This window comes from Streptomyces sp. ITFR-16 (assembly GCF_031844705.1).
Taxonomy (GTDB): Bacteria; Actinomycetota; Actinomycetes; order Streptomycetales; family Streptomycetaceae; genus Streptomyces.
In genome coordinates this window covers 4,447,023-4,465,418 of sequence record NZ_CP134609.1, presented here as the reverse complement: position 1 = coordinate 4,465,418, position 18,396 = coordinate 4,447,023, and the positions used below count along the sequence as shown (strand labels likewise).

17 protein-coding genes are annotated in these 18,396 nt (G+C 70.9%); 9 read left to right on the top strand and 8 right to left on the bottom strand.

Annotation, left to right across the window (positions count from 1 at the left end):
• Positions 1 to 233: 233 nt before the first annotated feature.
• From RLT58_RS19770 to RLT58_RS19745, 6 genes are all read left to right on the top strand, one after another.
• A complete protein-coding gene (locus tag RLT58_RS19770; protein ID WP_311311704.1) occupies positions 234 to 2,936 on the top strand; it encodes a bifunctional SulP family inorganic anion transporter/carbonic anhydrase in 2,703 nt (900 codons plus the stop codon).
• 181 nt (positions 2,937 to 3,117) lie between these two features.
• Positions 3,118 to 5,115, top strand: a complete 1,998-nt coding sequence (gene acs / locus RLT58_RS19765; RefSeq protein WP_311311703.1) for an acetate--CoA ligase — start codon at positions 3,118 to 3,120, stop codon at positions 5,113 to 5,115.
• Positions 5,116 to 5,349: 234 nt separating this feature from the next.
• Entirely contained in the window at positions 5,350 to 6,756 is a 1,407-nt protein-coding gene (gene nhaA, locus RLT58_RS19760; RefSeq protein ID WP_311311702.1) for a Na+/H+ antiporter NhaA, read from the top strand.
• 39 nt (positions 6,757 to 6,795) lie between these two features.
• Positions 6,796 to 7,326: a phage holin family protein gene (locus RLT58_RS19755; RefSeq protein WP_311311701.1), complete on the top strand. Its 531-nt coding sequence runs from the start codon at positions 6,796 to 6,798 to the stop codon at positions 7,324 to 7,326.
• Positions 7,323 to 8,363: an alpha/beta fold hydrolase gene (locus RLT58_RS19750; protein WP_311311700.1), complete on the top strand. Its 1,041-nt coding sequence runs from the start codon at positions 7,323 to 7,325 to the stop codon at positions 8,361 to 8,363. The genes RLT58_RS19755 and RLT58_RS19750 overlap by 4 nt, the downstream gene beginning before the upstream one ends.
• Before the next feature lie 105 nt (positions 8,364 to 8,468).
• A complete protein-coding gene (locus RLT58_RS19745; protein ID WP_311311699.1) occupies positions 8,469 to 8,672 on the top strand; it encodes a hypothetical protein in 204 nt (67 codons plus the stop codon).
• Between the two features lie 57 nt (positions 8,673 to 8,729).
• Here RLT58_RS19745 and RLT58_RS19740 read toward each other — a convergent pair whose 3' ends face one another.
• The 3 genes from RLT58_RS19740 to nth form a co-directional block, all read right to left on the bottom strand.
• The gene (locus RLT58_RS19740; protein ID WP_311311698.1) at positions 8,730 to 9,935 is read right to left on the bottom strand and encodes a MarP family serine protease; all 1,206 of its coding nucleotides are present in this window, start codon (positions 9,933 to 9,935) and stop codon (positions 8,730 to 8,732) included.
• Positions 9,936 to 10,022: 87 nt separating this feature from the next.
• Entirely contained in the window at positions 10,023 to 10,814 is a 792-nt protein-coding gene (locus tag RLT58_RS19735) for an NUDIX hydrolase (protein WP_311311697.1), read from the bottom strand.
• Between the two features lie 61 nt (positions 10,815 to 10,875).
• Positions 10,876 to 11,745: an endonuclease III gene (nth, locus tag RLT58_RS19730; protein ID WP_399131653.1), complete on the bottom strand. Its 870-nt coding sequence runs from the start codon at positions 11,743 to 11,745 to the stop codon at positions 10,876 to 10,878.
• A 253-nt stretch (positions 11,746 to 11,998) separates the two neighbouring features.
• Between nth and RLT58_RS19725 the strand changes: the two genes are divergently transcribed.
• Complete coding sequence (locus tag RLT58_RS19725) at positions 11,999 to 12,673, top strand: Crp/Fnr family transcriptional regulator (protein ID WP_014046869.1); 675 nt, start codon at positions 11,999 to 12,001, stop codon at positions 12,671 to 12,673.
• Positions 12,674 to 12,739: 66 nt separating this feature from the next.
• On the opposite strand, the gene RLT58_RS19720 is transcribed toward RLT58_RS19725, so the two are convergent.
• The 4 genes from RLT58_RS19720 to RLT58_RS19705 form a co-directional block, all read right to left on the bottom strand.
• Positions 12,740 to 13,570 (bottom strand): MBL fold metallo-hydrolase, encoded by an 831-nt coding sequence (locus RLT58_RS19720; protein ID WP_311311695.1) that lies wholly within the window; start codon positions 13,568 to 13,570, stop codon positions 12,740 to 12,742.
• The gene (locus tag RLT58_RS19715; RefSeq protein ID WP_311311694.1) at positions 13,567 to 14,469 is read right to left on the bottom strand and encodes an NUDIX hydrolase; all 903 of its coding nucleotides are present in this window, start codon (positions 14,467 to 14,469) and stop codon (positions 13,567 to 13,569) included. Before RLT58_RS19715 ends, RLT58_RS19720 begins: the two co-directional genes overlap by 4 nt.
• A 142-nt stretch (positions 14,470 to 14,611) precedes the next feature.
• Positions 14,612 to 15,082 (bottom strand): RidA family protein, encoded by a 471-nt coding sequence (locus tag RLT58_RS19710; protein ID WP_311311693.1) that lies wholly within the window; start codon positions 15,080 to 15,082, stop codon positions 14,612 to 14,614.
• On the bottom strand, positions 15,082 to 15,240 hold the full coding sequence (locus tag RLT58_RS19705; protein ID WP_093708112.1) for a Sp36 family protein: 159 nt from the start codon (positions 15,238 to 15,240) through the stop codon (positions 15,082 to 15,084). The genes RLT58_RS19710 and RLT58_RS19705 overlap by 1 nt, the downstream gene beginning before the upstream one ends.
• 71 nt (positions 15,241 to 15,311) lie before the next feature.
• Here RLT58_RS19705 and RLT58_RS19700 point away from each other — a divergent pair, with 71 nt between their 5' ends.
• On the top strand, positions 15,312 to 16,301 hold the full coding sequence (locus tag RLT58_RS19700; RefSeq protein WP_311311692.1) for an ATPase BagA: 990 nt from the start codon (positions 15,312 to 15,314) through the stop codon (positions 16,299 to 16,301).
• Positions 16,298 to 17,623: an ATPase BagB gene (locus tag RLT58_RS19695; protein WP_311311691.1), complete on the top strand. Its 1,326-nt coding sequence runs from the start codon at positions 16,298 to 16,300 to the stop codon at positions 17,621 to 17,623. The genes RLT58_RS19700 and RLT58_RS19695 overlap by 4 nt, the downstream gene beginning before the upstream one ends.
• Before the next feature lie 72 nt (positions 17,624 to 17,695).
• Here the strand turns inward: RLT58_RS19695 and RLT58_RS19690 are convergent, their stop codons facing one another.
• Positions 17,696 to 18,046 (bottom strand): WhiB family transcriptional regulator, encoded by a 351-nt coding sequence (locus RLT58_RS19690; protein WP_018551136.1) that lies wholly within the window; start codon positions 18,044 to 18,046, stop codon positions 17,696 to 17,698.
• Positions 18,047 to 18,396: the final 350 nt, after the last annotated feature.

Sequence of the window (18,396 nt, the reverse complement as noted above, 5' to 3'; positions counted from 1 at the left end):
CGGTCAAATTCGCACGCAATGCACATAAATCAGAGCGACAGGCCGAATGAAAAGCTGCCTATTCACCGGAACGGGTGACTAGATGGACCATTTGCCCCTAATCCTGGACACATATCTTTACTCTCCATTACGATCTATTTGCCGAGAGTTGAGATATCCCGCCGCTGCACGCCGTGACCCACGGCCGCGTCCCACGTTCCGCGACCGCGCTGCCCCGGAGGAGACGGGAAAACATGTCTGCCTGCGTCCCCACTCGTCATGACCACTCATCCCGCAGTTCGCGCCCTCCCCGTTCGTCGGGAGTCAAGCGACCGCACAGTCCGCCACCGCCACGACGTGGCGGCCGATTCCGCATCGCGGGCGCCGACGTGTCCGCATCGATCACTGTCTTTCTGCTCGCCGTCCCCATGTCGCTCGGCCTCGCCGTCGCCATGGACGCCCCGCTGGAAGCTGGCCTCATCTCCGCAGCGGTGGGCGGCATCGTCGCCGGACTGCTCGGCGGCACACCGCTCCAGGTCTCCGGCCCGTCCGCCGGACTGACCGTGGTGACAGCCGAGATGATCCAGATCTACGGCTGGCGCACCACCTGCGCGATCACCATCGGGGCGGGCCTTCTGCAACTCGCCCTCGGCTCGCTGCGGACCGCGCGCAGCGCGCTCGCCGTCAGCCCCGCCATCGTGCACGGCACGCTCGCCGGCATCGGGGTGGCCATCGCCCTCGCCCAACTGCACATCGTGCTCGGCGGATCGCCCCAGAGCTCCGCCGTCTCCAACGCCCTCCATCTGCCCGCACAGTTGGAGCGGGTCGGACCGGCCGCCCCGCTGATCGGCGCACTCACGATCGCGGTTCTGGTGCTGTGGCCTCGGATCCCCGGGCGGGGCGGGCGGTTCCTGCGCCGCGCCCCCGCGGCCCTGGCCGCCGTCGTCCTCGCCACGGCGGTGGCCGCGCCGGCCGCCCCGTCGATCGCGCGGGTCGACCTGCCGTCCTGGAGGTCGCACGCGCTGCCCGAGATGCCGCAGGGCCCCGTGCTGGGCCTGGCCACCGCCGTATTCACGATGATGCTGGTGGCCAGCCTGGAGTCCCTGCTCGCCGCCGTCGCTGTGGACAAGCTGACCGCCGACCGGAACCGCGAGCAGGCGGCCGGACCGGCTGCCGAGCGCGTCGACCGGCAGGAGGACGGAAGCGCCACCGAGGACGACGCACCGGCTTCCGGTCCTTCAGGACCGGCCGGGCCGTCCGCGCCGCCGATCAGACGCTCCGACCTCGACCGTGAACTACGTGCACAGGGCATCGCCAACATGGTGTCCGGCCTTCTGGGAGGGCTGGCGGTCTCCGGCGGCGCCGTGCGCAGTTCGGCGAACGTACGGGCCGGCGCAACCAGTCGGGCGTCCACGGTGCTGCACGGCGTCTGGGTTCTGCTCGCCACCGGTCTGCTCGTCACGGCGCTCGAGTGGATCCCGCTGGCCGCGCTCGGCGCACTCGTGATGATGGTCGGCATCAAGATGGTCAGCTTCGCGCACATCCGCAACGTCCATAAGCACCGGGAGTTCCTGGTGTACGGCGCGACGATCACCGGTGTGCTGCTCTTCGGCGTGCTGAAGGGTGTGGCGATCGGCATCGCGGTGGCGGTGGCCGTCGCCCTGCACCGGCTGGCCCACACCCGCATCTCCGTGTCCGAGCGGAACGGGCAGCATCTCGTGGTCGTACGAGGGCAGTTGACGTTCCTGGCCGTGCCGCGGCTCAGCCGGGCCCTGGGACAGCTTCCTCAGGACGCGGACGTGGTGGTCGAGCTCGACGGCTTCTTCATGGACCACGCCGCGTACGAGATGATCCAGGACTGGAGCAGCGCCCATGCCGCACACGGGGGACAGGTGGCCTTCGCCGGCCGGTCGGGCGGCCGGATCGCCGAACCGGCCTCCGCCGCGCACTCCTGCTGCCGCCCCTGGACCCCCTGGCGCAACCACCACTGCCACGACCGGCCGGAGCATGTGCCCCACACGGAGAGCGCTGCCGACCGTCCTGTGGGCGCGGAGGCCGGCACGCCGTTCACCCCGCCGGTCACGATCGACCTCACCGCCCTCGTGCCCGCCGGGGGTGGCGCGGAAGACGCCTTCGAGCGGACCCACGCCCTGACCTCGGAGCCGCCCGTGCCCTCCCCGCCCGTCGACCCCGCCGAACCAGTCGGTCCCATCGGTCCCGTCGACGTCCCCCCGGCATCGGCCGCGCGACCGGCCGGAAACCATCGGCTGGTCAGCGGGCTCAGCTCCTTCCAGCGGAACACGGCCCCGCTGGTCCGCGAGGAGCTGGCGCGACTGGCGAGGGAGGGCCAGCGCCCCTCGCAGCTCTTCATCACCTGCGCGGACTCCCGCCTGGTGACCAGCATGATCACGGCGAGCGGTCCGGGCGACCTCTTCACGGTGCGCAACATCGGCAATCTGGTGCCGCCGCCGGACGCGGAGGACGGTGACCATTCGGTGGGTGCCGCGATCGAGTACGGGGTGGACGTGCTGGGCGTCGAGTCCATCACCATCTGCGGGCACTCCGGCTGCGGCGCGATGAACGCGCTGCTCGGGGCCAGACCGGACCCCCCGGAGACCTCGCTGTGGCGCTGGCTGCGGCACGGGCTCCCCAGCCTGGAGCGGATGGCCTCCCGGCAGCACGCCTGGCCCCGGATCTCCGGCCGGCTGCCCGCCGACGCGGTGGAGCAGCTCTGCCTCACCAATGTGGTCCAGCAGCTCGACCATCTGCGGGCCCACCCCTCGGTCGCGCGGCGGCTCGCCGAAGGCACCCTCCAGTTGCACGGCATGTACTTCCATGTGGCCGAGGCCCAGTCGTACCTGCTGACCGAGGGCGCGGGGGCCGGCCACGGGCTGGATGAGGTGTTCGACCCGATCGCGCCTGCCGATCCGGCCGAGTTGGCGCGTACCGGCGTCTGAACCACCATCCCGTCGGGTCCGTGAGACCTTGTGGTCCCGCTTCCGTGGCGCCGCAGACGATCGACGTACGTCGGCCGTTCGCGCGTCGGCACGGAAGCGGGATCGTGCCCCCATACACGAGACACAGGTCTAAACCAATTCCTGGCAGACACTTGTCACCCGGCCCCTGGCCTGATGAGCTATGCCCCGGGACACAACGGACACCCTGGGACTGGGAGAAGTCGTGAGCAACGAGAGCCTGGCCAACCTGCTTCGGGAAGAGCGGAAGTTCGCTCCGCCTGCCGAGCTGGCCGCCAACGCCAACGTCACCGCTGAGGCGTACGAGCAGGCCAAGGCGGACCGGCTGGGCTTCTGGGCCGAGCAGGCCCGCCGCCTGACCTGGGCCACCGAGCCGACCGAGACACTCGACTGGAGCAATCCGCCCTTCGCGAAGTGGTTCGCGGACGGCGAGCTCAACGTCGCGTACAACTGCGTGGACCGCCACGTCGAGGCGGGCAACGGCGACCGGGTCGCCATCCACTTCGAGGGCGAGCCCGGCGACAGCCGTGCCATCACCTACGCGGAGCTGAAGGACGAGGTCTCCCGCGCGGCCAACGCGCTGACCGAGCTCGGCGTCGGCAAGGGCGACCGGGTCGCCGTCTATCTGCCGATGATCCCCGAGGCCGCCGTGGCGATGCTGGCCTGCGCCCGCATCGGCGCCGCGCACTCGGTCGTCTTCGGCGGCTTCTCCGCCGACGCCATCGCCGCCCGCATCGAGGACGCGGACGCCAAGGTCGTCATCACCGCCGACGGCGGATACCGCCGCGGCAAGCCCTCCGCGCTCAAGCCCGCGGTCGACGACGCCGTCTCCCGTATCGACAGCGTGGAGCACGTCCTCGTCGTCCGCCGCACCGGTCAGGACACCGCGTGGACCGAGGGCCGCGACGTCTGGTGGCACGAGATCACCGCGCGCCAGTCCGCCGAGCACGCCCCCGAGGCGTTCGAGGCGGAGCAGCCGCTGTTCATCCTCTACACCTCGGGCACGACCGGGAAGCCCAAGGGCATCCTGCACACCTCCGGCGGCTACCTCACGCAGGCGGCGTACACCCACCACGCGGTCTTCGACCTCAAGCCGGAGACCGATGTCTACTGGTGCACCGCCGACATCGGCTGGGTGACAGGACACTCGTACATCGTCTACGGGCCGCTGGCCAACGGTGCGACGCAGGTCATGTACGAGGGCACGCCCGACACCCCGCACCAGGGGCGCTTCTGGGAGATCGTCCAGAAGTACGGCGTCTCGATCCTCTACACCGCGCCGACCGCGATCCGCACGTTCATGAAGTGGGGAGACGACATCCCCGCCAAGTTCGACCTGTCGTCGCTGCGGGTCCTCGGCTCGGTCGGTGAGCCGATCAACCCCGAGGCCTGGATGTGGTACCGCAAGCACATCGGCGCGGACAAGTGCCCGATCGTGGACACCTGGTGGCAGACCGAGACGGGCGCGATGATGATCTCGCCGCTGCCCGGGGTCACGGAGACGAAGCCGGGCAGTGCCCAGCGCGCGCTCCCCGGTATCTCGGCCACCGTCGTGGACGACGAGGCGCGTGAGGTTCCGGACGGCGGGGGCGGCTACCTCGTCCTCACCGAGCCGTGGCCGTCGATGCTGCGCACCATCTGGGGCGACGACCAGCGCTTCCTCGACACCTACTGGTCGCGCTTCGAGGGCAAGTACTTCGCGGGCGACGGCGCCAAGAAGGACGAGGACGGCGACATCTGGCTGCTCGGCCGGGTCGACGACGTGATGCTGGTGTCCGGGCACAACATCTCGACCACCGAGGTCGAGTCCGCGCTCGTGTCGCACCCGGCCGTCGCCGAGGCCGCAGTGGTCGGCGCCGCCGACGAGACGACCGGCCAGGCCATCGTCGCCTTCGTGATCCTGCGGGGCACGGCGGACACCTCGGACGAGCTGGTGGCCCAGCTGCGCAACCACGTCGGCGCCACACTCGGCCCGATCGCCAAGCCGAAGCGGATCATGACGGTGGCCGAGCTGCCGAAGACCCGCTCCGGCAAGATCATGCGGCGGCTGCTGCGTGACGTGGCGGAGAACCGGGCTCTGGGCGATGTCACCACCCTGACCGACTCCTCGGTCATGGACCTCATCCAGACCCAGCTGCCCTCGGCCCCCTCCGAGGACTGACGCACACGCACAGATCACGGGGGAGAAACCGCCTCCTGGGAAGGGCATCCGGCAGCGCGCCGGATGCCCTTCGGGCATTTAAAGTGAAGATCACCGCTACGACCCCCACACCCGGGTACAGTGGCAGCTGATCGACAAAACGATAGAAAATCTCCACAGGGTGTGCCGGGAAGTCTGGTCGGCGAGTGCATCAGCCATGCCGTCGCTGCCGTCCCGACCCGGAGGTCTCCCCCCGTGGCCACGCCCACCCCCGCACCCCCCTCCCCCCGCCGCACCTTCCTGGGACTCCTCTCGCTCCCGGAGCGCAACCACCTCGCGGACGCCCTGCGTACGGAGACGGTCGGCGGGGTCATCCTCCTGGTCGCCGCCGTGGCCGCGCTGATCTGGGCGAACACCTTCGGATCGAGCTACTCGACCGTCAGCCGCTTCCACTTCGGCCCCGAGGCGATCGGCCTCCACCTCTCCGTGGCGCACTGGGCGGCCGACGGGCTGCTGGCCGTCTTCTTCTTCGTCGCGGGCGTCGAGCTCAAGCACGAACTCGTCGCGGGCGAACTGCGGGACCCCAGGGCCGCCGCCCTTCCCGTCGTCGCCGCGCTCTGCGGCATGGCCGTGCCGGCGGTCGTCTACACCCTGGTGAACGTGTTCGGCGACGGCTCCACGGACGGCTGGGCGGTCCCCACGGCCACCGACATCGCCTTCGCCCTCGCCGTCCTCGCGGTCATCGGCACCTCGCTGCCGGCCGCCCTGCGCGCGTTCCTGCTGACCCTCGCCGTGGTCGACGACCTCTTCGCGATCCTGATCATCGCGGTCTTCTTCACCGAGGACATCGACTTCGTGGCACTCGCCGGAGCCTTCATCGGCCTGGCCGTCTTCTATCTGCTGCTCCGCCTGGGCGTACGCGGCTGGTACGTCTACGTACCGCTCGCCCTGGTCGTCTGGGGGCTGATGTACAACAGCGGCATCCACGCCACCGTCGCCGGTGTCGCCATGGGCCTGATGCTGCGCTGCACCCGCCGCGACGGCGAGGAGCACTCGCCCGGGGAGCGCATCGGGCATCTGGTCCGCCCTCTTTCGGCCGGTGTCGCCGTACCGCTGTTCGCGCTGTTCTCCGCCGGGGTGTCCCTCTCCGGCGGCGCGCTGGCCGGTGTGTTCACCCGGCCCGAAACGCTCGGCGTCGTTTTCGGACTCGTCGTCGGCAAGACGATGGGCATCTTCGGCGGTACGTGGCTGACCACGCGGTTCACCAAGGCGGAGCTCAACAAGGACCTGGCCTGGGCCGATGTCTTCGCGATCGCCTCACTCGCCGGCATCGGCTTCACCGTCTCGCTGCTGATCGGCGAGCTCGCCTTCACCGGCGACGACGACATGATCAACGAGATCAAGGCGTCGGTGCTGCTCGGCTCCCTGATTGCCGCCGTACTCTCCGGTGTACTGCTCAAACTCCGGGTACGGAGATACAGGGCGCTCCTCGACGCGGAGGAACGCGACGAGGACGCGTCCGGAGTGCCGGACATCTATGAACAGGACGATCCGGAGTACCACCTGCGGATGGCCGCCCTCTACGAGAGCAAGGCGGCCGAGCACCGCCGCCTTGCCCAACTGGCGGGGGCAGCGAGCAGCAAGCCGGACAGTCCGGCATGATCTGACATCGGATGTGTTGAACAGGAGAGGGAGTCAGGGATGAGCGACCCCGGCAATTACGCGGGCAGCGCCGACCGCAGTCTCGGCCAGCTGGTCGCCTCGGCGACCGCCGAGCTGTCGGCGCTGGTGCACGACGAAATCGCCCTGGCCAAGGCCGAGGTGCGGCAGGACGTCAAGCGGGGCGTCATCGGCAGCGTGGCGTTCATCGTCACGGGTGTGCTGATCCTGTTCGCGATCCCGGTGCTGAGCTTCGCGGCCGCGTACGGGATCCACAACCTGGGCCTGGGGCTCGCCTGGTCGTTCCTGATCGTGGGCGGGGCGTTCATCCTGCTGGGGATCCTGCTCGCGCTCTTCGGCCTCGCCAAGTTCAAGAAGGTCAAGCCGCCGGAGAAGTCCATCGCCTCGGCCAAGCAGACCGCCGCCGTTCTCCAGGGCGTCAAGCCGCACCCGCGGGCGAGCGTGGCCGCCGACGCGATCCTGCCGGCGGGCGGCAGCACCCGCGCCGACAAGGCCATCGAGAACGTGCCGGTCCAGGACAAGGCGTCGGCTGTGGCACGCTCGTCCACATGACGCTCCCCGATTCCAGCGCGTTCGGCCCCCCGGGCCCGGAAGACCGGGCGGGCCACGAAGAGCCGGCCGGCCCGGCGGACGCCGCCCCCGCACCGTTCTCCCCGGCCTCCGGGGCGCCGTCCGGCGGCCCCGTCCGCTTCGACGGCCCCTGGACCCATCGGGACGTCGCGGCGAACGGCGCCCGCTTCCACATCGCCGAAATGGGTGAAGGGCCCCTCGTCCTGCTCCTGCACGGCTTCCCGCAGTTCTGGTGGACCTGGCGCCATCAGCTCCCGGCGCTCGCCGATGCGGGTTTCCGGGCCGTGGCGATGGACCTGCGTGGGGTCGGCGGCAGCGACCGTACGCCGCGCGGCTACGACCCCGCCAACCTGGCGCTCGACATCACCGGCGTGATCAGGTCGCTCGGCGAGCCGGACGCCGCGCTGGTCGGCCACGACATGGGCGGCTATCTGGCCTGGACGGCCGCGGTGATGCGCCCCAAGCTGGTGCGCCGGCTGGTGGTCTCCTCGATGCCCCATCCGCGCCGGTGGCGCTCCTCGATGCTCTCCGACTTCGCACAGTCCCGGGCCGGCTCGTACATCTGGGGCTTCCAGCGGCCGTGGGTGCCCGAGCGTCAGCTCGTCGCGGACGACGCGGCGTTGGTGGGTCGGCTGATCCACGACTGGGCGGGGCCCGGGACGGCGGAGTTCCCCGACGAGGCGACGCTGGACGTGTACCGCCGCGCCATGTCCATCCCGTCGACGGCCCACTGCTCGATCGAGCCGTACCGCTGGATGGTGCGCTCGCTGGCGCGTCCGGACGGTATCCAGTTCAACCGGCGCATGAAGCGGCCGGTGCGGGTGCCGACGCTGCATCTGCACGGTTCACTCGATCCGGCGGTCCGCACCCGGAGTTCCGCAGGGTCCGGCGAGTACGTCGAGGCGCCCTACCGATGGCGACTTTTCGACGGTCTGGGGCACTTCCCCCACGAGGAGGATCCGGCCGGGTTCTCGGCCGAACTCATCAACTGGCTCAAGGATTCCGAGCCCGACCGCTAGCCCGTGGGCACACCTGTCCGACGAACAGCCACGTGCCTGGCGCATACGCCAATTGGCTGACGGATGGGCGGTTACCGACCATGACCCACGGGCAGACGTCCGGGTATGGGCTGGACGCACGACTTCGGTGACGCAGCACGCAATCGTCGCTCGACCGCCACGGCGGTTCCGGGCACTCATGAGGGGGGCGGCCCTCCGGGCCGGGTGCACGCTATGCATGTTCTGCATGATCCCCGGCTCGGCATTCCGCGCATCCTCCGCCGCCGGGCCCGCTGGGTCTCGGCGCGGCTCCGCCATCCCCGAGGCTGACCCCCGGACACCTCCCGGGCCCTCCGGACACCTCCGGGGGCACCTCTGGGGCCTGCCCTACAGCGCGCACGCCTGACTGTCGACCTGCTGGGCGGCGGTACGGCCCTGCGTGATGTCCTGGCGGATCTCGTCGGCGGTCAGCGCGTACCCGGTGTCGGGGTCGTCCAGCGACTTGGCGAACACGACTCCGTACACCTTGCCGTCGGGGGTCAGCAGCGGGCCGCCGGAGTTCCCCTGACGGACCGTCGCGTACAGCGAGTACACATCGCGGCGGACGGTGCCCCGGCGGTAGATGTCGGGGCCGTTGGCGTCGATCCGGGCGCGGACACGGGCGGAGCGCACGTCGTACGCGCCGTTCTCCGGGAAGCCCGCGACGATGGCGCTGTCACCCGTACCGGCGTCGTGGTCGGTGTCGGTGAACTGCAGCGGCTTCGCCTCGAGGTCCGGGACGTCCAGTACGGCGATGTCGCGCCGCCAGTCGTAGAGGACGACCTTCGCGTCGTACAGCCGTCCCTGGCCGCCGATCTGGACGGTGGGCTCGTCGACCCCGCCGACGACATGGGCGTTGGTCATGACCCGGCGGTCGGCGAAGACGAAGCCGGTGCCTTCGAGGACCTTGCCGCAGCTCGGGGCCGTACCGACGACCTTGACGATGGACTGGCGGGCGCGGGCCGCGACGGGGCTGCCCACCAGGGCCGGGTCGGGGGCCCTGACCTCGGTGATGGGTTCGTTGGCGAACGGGCTGAAGACCTGCGGGAAGCCGTTCTGCGCCAGCACCGAGGAGAAGTCCGTGAACCAGGTCGAGGCCTGGGGCGGCATCACCCGGGAGATGCCGAGCAGGACCGAGGAGTTGCGGACCTCCTTGCCCAGCGTCGGCAGCGAGGTGCCGGCCAGGGCCGAGCCGATCAGCCAGGCCACCAGGAGCATCGCGACGACGTTGACCAGGGCGCCGCCGGTCGCGTCCAGGGCGCGCGCGGGCGACCACGTGATGTACCGGCGGAGCTTGTTGCCCAGATGCGTGGTGAAGGCCTGGCCCACCGACGCGCACACGATCACGATGACGACCGCGACGACGGCCGCGGTGGAGGAGACCTCGGAGCCGTCCGTCACCTGGTCCCACAGGACCGGCAGCAGATAGACGGCGACGAGACCGCCGCCCAGGAACCCGATCACCGACAGAATGCCGACGACGAACCCCTGGCGATAGCCGATAACCGCGAACCACACGGCGCCGGCCAGCAGCAGGATGTCCAGCACGTTCACCGTCTATTGCCTCGCAGATTCGTCACCGGGCCCGTACACCTGCGCGCTCCGGGCGGGCCCGGAGCGCGGAATACGGAAGTCAGCCTGTCATGCGCGCCAGTCGAGCGGCACCTGCTTGGCTCTGTCCCACGGGCGCTCCCAGCCCGCGAAGTGCAGAATGCGGTCGATCACCCCGGCCGTGAACCCCCACACGAGAGCGGATTCGACCAGAAATGCCGGGCCCCGGTGGCCGCTGGGATGGATGGCCGTCGCCCGGTTGGCCGGGTCCGTGAGATCCGCCACGGGCACCGTGAAGACCCTCGCCGTCTCGCCGGGGTCGACGACACCGACCGGGCTGGGCGCACGCCACCAGCCGAGGACGGGCGTCACCACGAAGCTGCTCACGGGGATGTAGAGCCGGGGCAGCACACCGAAGATCTGCACCCCGCGCGGATCGAGGCCGGTCTCCTCCTCGGCCTCGCGCAGGGCGGCCCTGAGCGGGCCGGTCGTCGCCTGGTCGCCGTCCTCCGGGTCGAGGGAGCCGCCCGGGAAGGACGGCTGCCCCGGATGGGAGCGCAGGCTGCCCGCCCGCTCCATCAGCAGCAGCTCGGGGCCGCGCGCGCCCTCGCCGAACAGGACGAGGACGGCGGACTGGCGGCCCGCGCCGCTCTCCGGCGGCAGGAAGCGGCTGAGCTGGCGCGGCTCCACGGTCCGCGCGGCCCGTGCGACAGGTTCGAGCCAGCCCGGCAGTCCCTCGTCCGTGACGGCGATCGAGGAGCCGGGGCCGGCCTGGGTGGCGGGCACGGCCGATCCGGCGGCGGCCGCCGCGTCCGGGCCGTGGCCGCCCGGCTCGCGCCGGCCGGTGCCCTGCTGTTCCGTGCCGTGTTCGTGTGTCCTCATAGGCACCCCTCGATTCACAACGCCTGTCGTCACGTGTTTCGTTCCGGACCGGCGCCAGGCGTCAGCCGGCACCCAGGGCGGGGGCGGGTTTCCCCGGGTAGTCCGGCGGCGGGCTCAGCCGCTGCCCCGGCTGACCGCCCATCTCGTACTTCAGGAGCTTGCGGGCCTTCTCCGGGCCCGTCTCGCCCTCCCCGTACGAAGGGCAGAGCGGGGCGATCGGGCAGGCTCCGCAGGCCGGCCTGCGCGCGTGGCAGATCCGGCGGCCGTGGAAGACGACCCGGTGCGAGAGCATCGTCCACTCGCTCTTCGGGAAGATCGCCGCGACGTCCGCCTCGACCTTCTCCGGGTCCTCCTGCTCGGTCCACTTCCAGCGCCGGACCAGCCGGCCGAAGTGGGTGTCGACCGTGATGCCCGGTACGCCGAAGGCGTTGCCGAGGACGACGTTGGCCGTCTTGCGGCCGACACCCGGCAGCTTCACCAGGTCCTCGAGCCGTCCCGGCACCTCGCCGCCGAAGTCGTCCCGCAGGGCGGCGGACAGGCCCATGAGCGACTTGGTCTTGGCCCGGAAGAAGCCGGTCGGCCGAATGATCTCTTCCATTTCCTCCGGGACGGCGGCGGCCATGTCCTCGGGGGTGGGATAGGCGGCGAAGAGCGCGGGGGTGGTCTGGTTGACCCTCAGGTCCGTGGTCTGGGCGGAGAGAACCGTGGCGACGAGGAGCTCGAAGGGGTTTTTGAAGTCCAGCTCCGGATGGGCGTACGGATACACCTCGGCGAGCTCGCGGTTGATCCGGCGGGCCCGGCGGACCATCGCCAGATGCGATTCCGGCTTGGCCTTGCGGCCCTTCACCGCCACCGGCTCCCGGGCCGGTTTCGCCCGCTCGGACGCACGTTTTGTCGCTTTCTTCAGGCTGTCCGCAGCCTGTTCGCCCACAGCGGAATTACGGCCTTCCGACACCCCATCAGCCCCCTTGGCCTGCGTTCTCACCGGCAATCTGGACACCCGGCCAGCCTAGAGCCCGCCACTGACATCCGCCCCGGTCACCGCTGATCCGCCCCCGATCGGCCCCCTGCCGTACGCTCCGGCACGCGCGTGCGTCAAACTGGTTTGTGATTGATCGCACTGTTTTACCGTCCGGCATGATGGGGACCACGGTTCCCTGAACAGGCCGACAAGGAGAGAACTCGTGGACGACGTTCTGCGGCGCGCCCCGCTTTTCGCGGCGCTCGATGACGAGCAGGCCGCGGAGCTCCGCGCCTCGATGAGTGAGGTGACCCTCGCGCGCGGCGACGCGCTGTTCCACGAGGGTGACCCGGGCGACCGCCTCTATGTGGTCACCGAGGGCAAGGTGAAGCTCCACCGCACCTCCCCCGACGGCCGCGAGAACATGCTGGCCGTCCTCGGCCCCGGCGAGCTGATCGGTGAGCTGTCGCTCTTCGACCCGGGCCCGCGCACCGCCACCGCCACCGCGCTGACCGAGGTCAAGCTCCTCGGCCTCGGCCACGGCGACCTCCAGCCCTGGCTGAACGCCCGCCCCGAGGTGGCCACGGCCCTGCTGCGTGCCGTCGCCCGGCGCCTGCGCAAGACCAACGACCAGATGTCCGACCTGGTCTTCTCCGATGTGCCGGGCCGTGTCGCCCGCGCCCTCCTCGACCTGTCGCGCCGCTTCGGCGTCCAGTCGGAGGAAGGCATCCACGTCGTGCACGACCTCACGCAGGAAGAGCTGGCCCAGCTGGTCGGCGCCTCCCGCGAGACGGTCAACAAGGCGCTCGCCGACTTCGCCGGCCGCGGCTGGCTGCGGCTGGAGGCCCGTGCGGTGATCCTGCTGGACGTGGAGCGGCTGGCCAAGCGCTCCCGCTGACCGCCGTCGTACGCAAAGCCGTGGAGGGGCCCCGCCGGTAGCGGCGGGGCCCCTCACGCGTACCTCTCAGATCAGCCCGTGCTCGGTCAGGTACTCCAGCTGCGCCCGCACCGAGAGCTCGGCCGCGGGCCACAGGGACCGGTCCACGTCCGCGTACACATGCGCCACCACATCGGCCGAGGTCCGGTGGCCGTTCTCCACCGCCGTCTCCACCTGGGCCAGCCGGTGCGCGCGGTGGGCCAGATAGAACTCCACCGCCCCCTGCGCGTCGTCCAGCACCGGACCGTGGCCCGGCAGCACCGTGTGAACCCCGTCGTCGACCGTCAGCGAGCGCAGCCGCCGCAGCGAGTCGAGGTAGTCCCCCAGCCGCCCGTCCGGATGCGCCACCAGCGTCGTGCCGCGCCCCAGGATCGTGTCCCCCGTCAGCACCGCGCGGTCGGCGGGCAGATGGAACGAGAGCGAGTCCGCCGTGTGGCCCGGGGTCGGCACCACGTACATCTCCAGACCGCCGGTCGTGATCACGTCGCCCGTGCCCAGGCCCTCGTCCCCCAGCCGCAACTGCGGATCGAGGGCGCGCACCTTCGTACGGGTCAGCTCGGCGAACCTGGCCGCGCCCTCCGCGTGGTCCGGGTGGCCGTGGGTGAGCAGGGTCAGCGCGATCCGGCGGCCCGCCCGCTCGGCGGTGTCGATGACGGCCCGCAGATGGGCGTCGTCCAGCGGGCCCGGGTCGATGACCACCGCGAGGTCCGAGTCGGGCTCGGCGACGATCCAGGTATTGGTCCCGTCCAGCGTCATCGCCGACGGGTTGGGTGCCAGCACGTTGACCGCGCGGGTGGTGGCCGGGCCGGACTCCACCCCGCCGCGCGGCTGCCCCGGCAGCGCCGCCGCCTCGCTCATGCCGCGCCTCCTTCCGTGCCGTCCGCGCCCGCCGCGGGAATGTGCTTGGTGAACTCCTCGTGCCCCGGCCAGCTGAGCACCAGCGCGTCGCCGTCCAGACGGGCCTGTGCCAGTACGGGGGTGAGGTCCTGGTCCCCGGCGGCCTCCAGCGCCTGTGCGGCGGTGGCGTACGGCCTGAGGGTCCGCAGCGTCGACACCGTGGGCGGCATCATCAGCAGCTCGCCGCGGTCGTATCCGGCGGCCGCGTCGGCCGGGGTGATCCACACCGTGCGGTCGGCCTCCGTGGAGGCGTTGCGGGTGCGCTGGCCGGCCGGGAGCGCGGCGACGAAGAACCAGGTGTCGTAGCGGCGCGGCTCGAACTCCGGGGTGATCCAGCGGGCCCACGCGCCGAGCAGGTCCGAGCGCAGCACCAGTCCGCGCCGGCCGAGGAAGTCGGCGAACGAAAGCTCCCGGGCGACCAGCGCCGCACGGTCGGCCTCCCAGTCGTCGCCGGTGGTGTCCGTGACGACCGTGCCCGCGGTCGGCCCCGCGAGCAGGACGCCCGCCTCCTCGTACGTCTCGCGGACCGCCGCGCAGACGATCGCCTGCGCCTCGGCCGGGGTCTCCACGCCGAGCCGTCCGGCCCAGCTCTCGAGCGCGGGTCCGGCCCAGTCCACGAGCCGGTCGTCGTCGCGCGGGTCGACCCCGCCACCCGGATAGGCGTACGCGCCGCCGGCGAACGCCATGGAGGTGCGCCGGCGCAGCATGTGGACGGTGGGACCGGCGGTGGAACCCTCGGCGGCGTCCCGGAGCAGCATCACGGTGGCGGCCCGCCTGGGAGCCGCGGGCGTCAGCTCGCCTGCGGCGAGGGCCCGGATCCGGCCGGGCCATTCCGGTGGGTACCACTGACCATTGGACATGGCCGGAGGCTATCCGGAACCGCGTCGATGTTCGAGAGGCGCCGTGATCCGTACATGCCCTGTACACAGATGATCCCGCCCGGTCGTGAGACCGGACGGGATCGCTGTCCGGCCGGCGTTCGGACGCCGGCGCGGTACGGGTTCAGACTCCGGTCAGCTCGACCTGGACCTCGACCTCGACCGGTGCGTCCAGCGGCAGCACGGCGACGCCGACGGCGCTGCGGGCGTGCACACCCTTGTCGCCGAGCACCGCGCCCAGCAGCTCGCTCGCCCCGTTGATCACGGCGGGCTGGCCGGTGAAGTCGGTGGCCGAGGCGACGAAGCCCACGACCTTCACGACGCGGGCGATCCGGTCCAGATCGCCGGCGACCGACTTCACGGCGGCCAGCGCGTTGAGCGCGCAGGTCTTCGCCAGCTCCTTGGCCTCGTCGGGCGTGACCTCCGCGCCGACCTTGCCGGTGACGGCGAGCTTGCCGTCCACCATGGGCAGCTGGCCCGAGGTGTACACGTACACCCCGGACTGGACGGCCGGCTGGTACGAGGCCAGCGGCGGCACGACGTCCGGGAGGGTCAGTCCGAGCTCGGCGAGCTTCGCCTCGACGGCGCCCGCCACTACTGCTTCGCCCGCTTCAGGTAGGCCACGAGCTGCTCGGGGTTGTTCGGGCCGGGAACGACCTGGACCAGCTCCCAGCCGTCCTCGCCCCAGGTGTCCAGAATCTGCTTGGTCGCGTGCACGAGAAGGGGCACGGTCGCGTATTCCCACTTGGTCATGGCCCGACTGTAATGCCTGGCACGCACAGCCTCGTGCGTAGCCTGCGGCATGACTGGTTAGGCTCGAATACGTGAGCAGGTTCCAGGTCGTCAGCGGCAAGGGCGGTACCGGTAAGACCACGGTCGCCGCCGCCCTCGCGCTCGCCCTCGCGACCGAGGGCAGGCGCACCCTCCTCGTCGAGGTCGAGGGCAGACAGGGCATCGCCCAGCTCTTCGAGACGGATTCCCTTCCCTACGAGGAACGCAAGATCGCCGTCGCCCCGGGCGGCGGCGAGGTGTACGCGCTCGCGATCGACGCCGAGCGCGCCCTCCTCGACTACCTCCAGATGTTCTACAAGCTCGGCAGCGCGGGCCGGGCGCTCAAGAAGCTCGGCGCCATCGACTTCGCCACCACGATCGCGCCCGGCGTGCGGGACGTCCTGCTGACCGGCAAGGCGTGCGAGGCGGTGCGCCGCAAGGACCGGCAGAACCGGTTCGTCTATGACTACGTGATCATGGACGCCCCGCCGACGGGCCGCATCACGCGCTTCCTCAATGTGAACGACGAGGTGGCGGGGCTGGCCAGGATCGGCCCGATACACAATCAGGCCCAGGCCGTGATGCGGGTGCTGAAGTCGCCGGAGACCGCGGTGCATCTGGTGACCCTCCTGGAGGAGATGCCGGTCCAGGAGACCGCGGACGGCATCGCGGAGCTGCGGGCCGCAGAACTGCCCGTGGGCCGGGTCATCGTGAACATGGTGCGCCCGCAGCTGCTGGACGAGGATGCTCTGCGCACCTCCGTCGGCGGCCGGCGCAAGGAGATCGCCAAGACGCTGACGCGGGCGGGCGTGACCGGTTCGGCGGGGCTGGTGCGCCCCCTCGTCGAACAGGCCGCCGAGCACGCCCAGCGGGTCGGCCTGGAGCGTGAGCAGCGCGCCGTACTGGCGGACCTCGGCCTGCCGGGGTACGAGCTGCCGCTGATCGGGGAGGGGGTGGACCCGGCAGGGCTGTACGAGCTGGCGGTCGCGCTCCGTCGGCAGGGTGTGGGCGAAGGGGCGTCCGGACGAGGGGCGGGGTCATGACATCGGACACGGACACAGGCACGGACACGCCGTCGGACACGGGGGCGGGCACCGCCCCCGCGCTGGACACCGACGCCCTGATCGACGATCCGGACATCCGGATCGTCGTGTGCTGCGGCTCGGGCGGTGTCGGCAAGACGACGACCGCGGCGGCGCTGGGTGTACGGGCGGCGGAGCGCGGCCGCAAGGTCGTCGTGCTCACCATCGACCCGGCGCGCCGGCTCGCCCAGTCCATGGGCATCGACTCCCTGGACAACATCCCGCGCCGGGTGAAGGGCATCGAGACCCGTGGCTCGGGCGAGCTGCACGCGATGATGCTCGACATGAAGCGGACCTTCGACGAGATCGTCGAGGCGCACGCGGACGGCGAGCGGGCCCGCGCGATCCTGGAGAACCCGTTCTACCAGTCCCTGTCGGCCGGCTTCGCGGGCACGCAGGAGTACATGGCGATGGAGAAGCTCGGCCAGCTGCGGGCCCGCGAGGAGTGGGACCTGATCGTGGTCGACACCCCGCCGTCGCGCTCCGCGCTGGACTTCCTGGACGCGCCGAAGCGGCTCGGCTCGTTCCTGGACGGGAAGTTCATCAAGCTGCTGATGGCCCCCGCGAAGATGGGCGGCCGGGCGGGGATGAAGTTCCTCAACGTGGGCATGTCGATGATGACCGGGACGCTCGGCAAGCTGCTCGGCGGGCAGTTCCTGCGGGACGTACAGACCTTCGTCGCCGCGATGGACACCATGTTCGGCGGATTCCGTACGCGCGCCGATGCCACGTACAAGCTGCTCCAGGCGCCCGGCACGGCGTTCCTCGTCGTGGCGACGCCGGAGCGGGACGCGCTGCGCGAGGCGGCGTATTTCGTGGAGCGCCTGGCTGCGGAGGACATGCCGCTGGCGGGTCTGGTCCTCAACCGCGTCCATGGCAGTGAGGCCGCCCGGCTCACCGCCGAGCGCGCGCTGGCCGCCGCAGAAAATCTTGAGACCGACGGCATTGTGGATCAGACGGCCGGGAAGGCTGGACTTCGTGAGCCCGCCGACTCCCCCGCGGCCGGTTCCGCACCCACCACGGACACCGCCGGAGCCGCCAGCCCCGAACCGCCCGTCGAACCCTCCGTGGAGCAGCTGACGGCGGGTCTGCTGCGGCTGCACGCCGAAAGGATGCAGGTGGTCGCGCGCGAACAGCACACACGCGACCGCTTCACCGCGCTGCATCCCGAGGTGGCCGTCACCGCGGTGGCCGCGCTGCCCGGAGATGTCCATGACCTCGCGGGGCTGCGAGCCATCGGGGACCGGCTCGCGACCGGTTCCGCCTCGGCCGGAGCTGCGTAGTCACCTCGTCGTCCGATCCGCCGCGCCGAGTCCGCTGCACGGGCCCCGGGCGGCCGGTCGTCCGCCGCCGGGCTACCCCACGGCGGCGAACGTCTCGTGCAGTTCGTCGTCCTCCAGCCCGATCGCCACGGGCAGGATGCCCGTGGACCGCTCGTACTCGCTGCGTGCGGTCTCCAGCAGCCGGCGCCAGGACGTGACGGTCGGGCGTCTGCGCAGCAGTGCGCGGCGCTCCCGCTCGGTCATTCCGCCCCACACGCCGAATTCGACGCGATTGTCCAGCGCATCGGCCAGGCACTCGGTCCGCACCGGGCATCCGGTGCACACCGCCTTGGCCCTGTTCTGCGCTGCCCCTTGTACGAACAGTTCATCCGGATCGGTAGTGCGGCAGGCTGCCTGCGCACTCCAGTCGGTTACCCAGCCCATCCCGGCGCCGTCCTCTCCCGAATCGAGGCTCCCCCACGGCGGTAGCGGCATATTCACCGCTGCCAGTTGAGGACGTTACGGAAGGTGGCGACAGCACAACACCCCCTTCGGGCCCAATCTTGAATGGTCCGAACGGACTATGCGTATGCGGCAGATCACCCAGGGGAGTGAGGGGAGGACATGCGGGACTATCCCGTCGGAATCGGGGCAGTTCACCTGACTCACAACGGACGTTCGAGGACACAGGAGGCGAATTCGGGAGCGCCCGAACCCATGGCCGGATCGTGCACGGGGGTTGATACGGAACCGGGCTGCTGTGACAGTTGAGAGCAGCTTAGGCCAAGGCATAT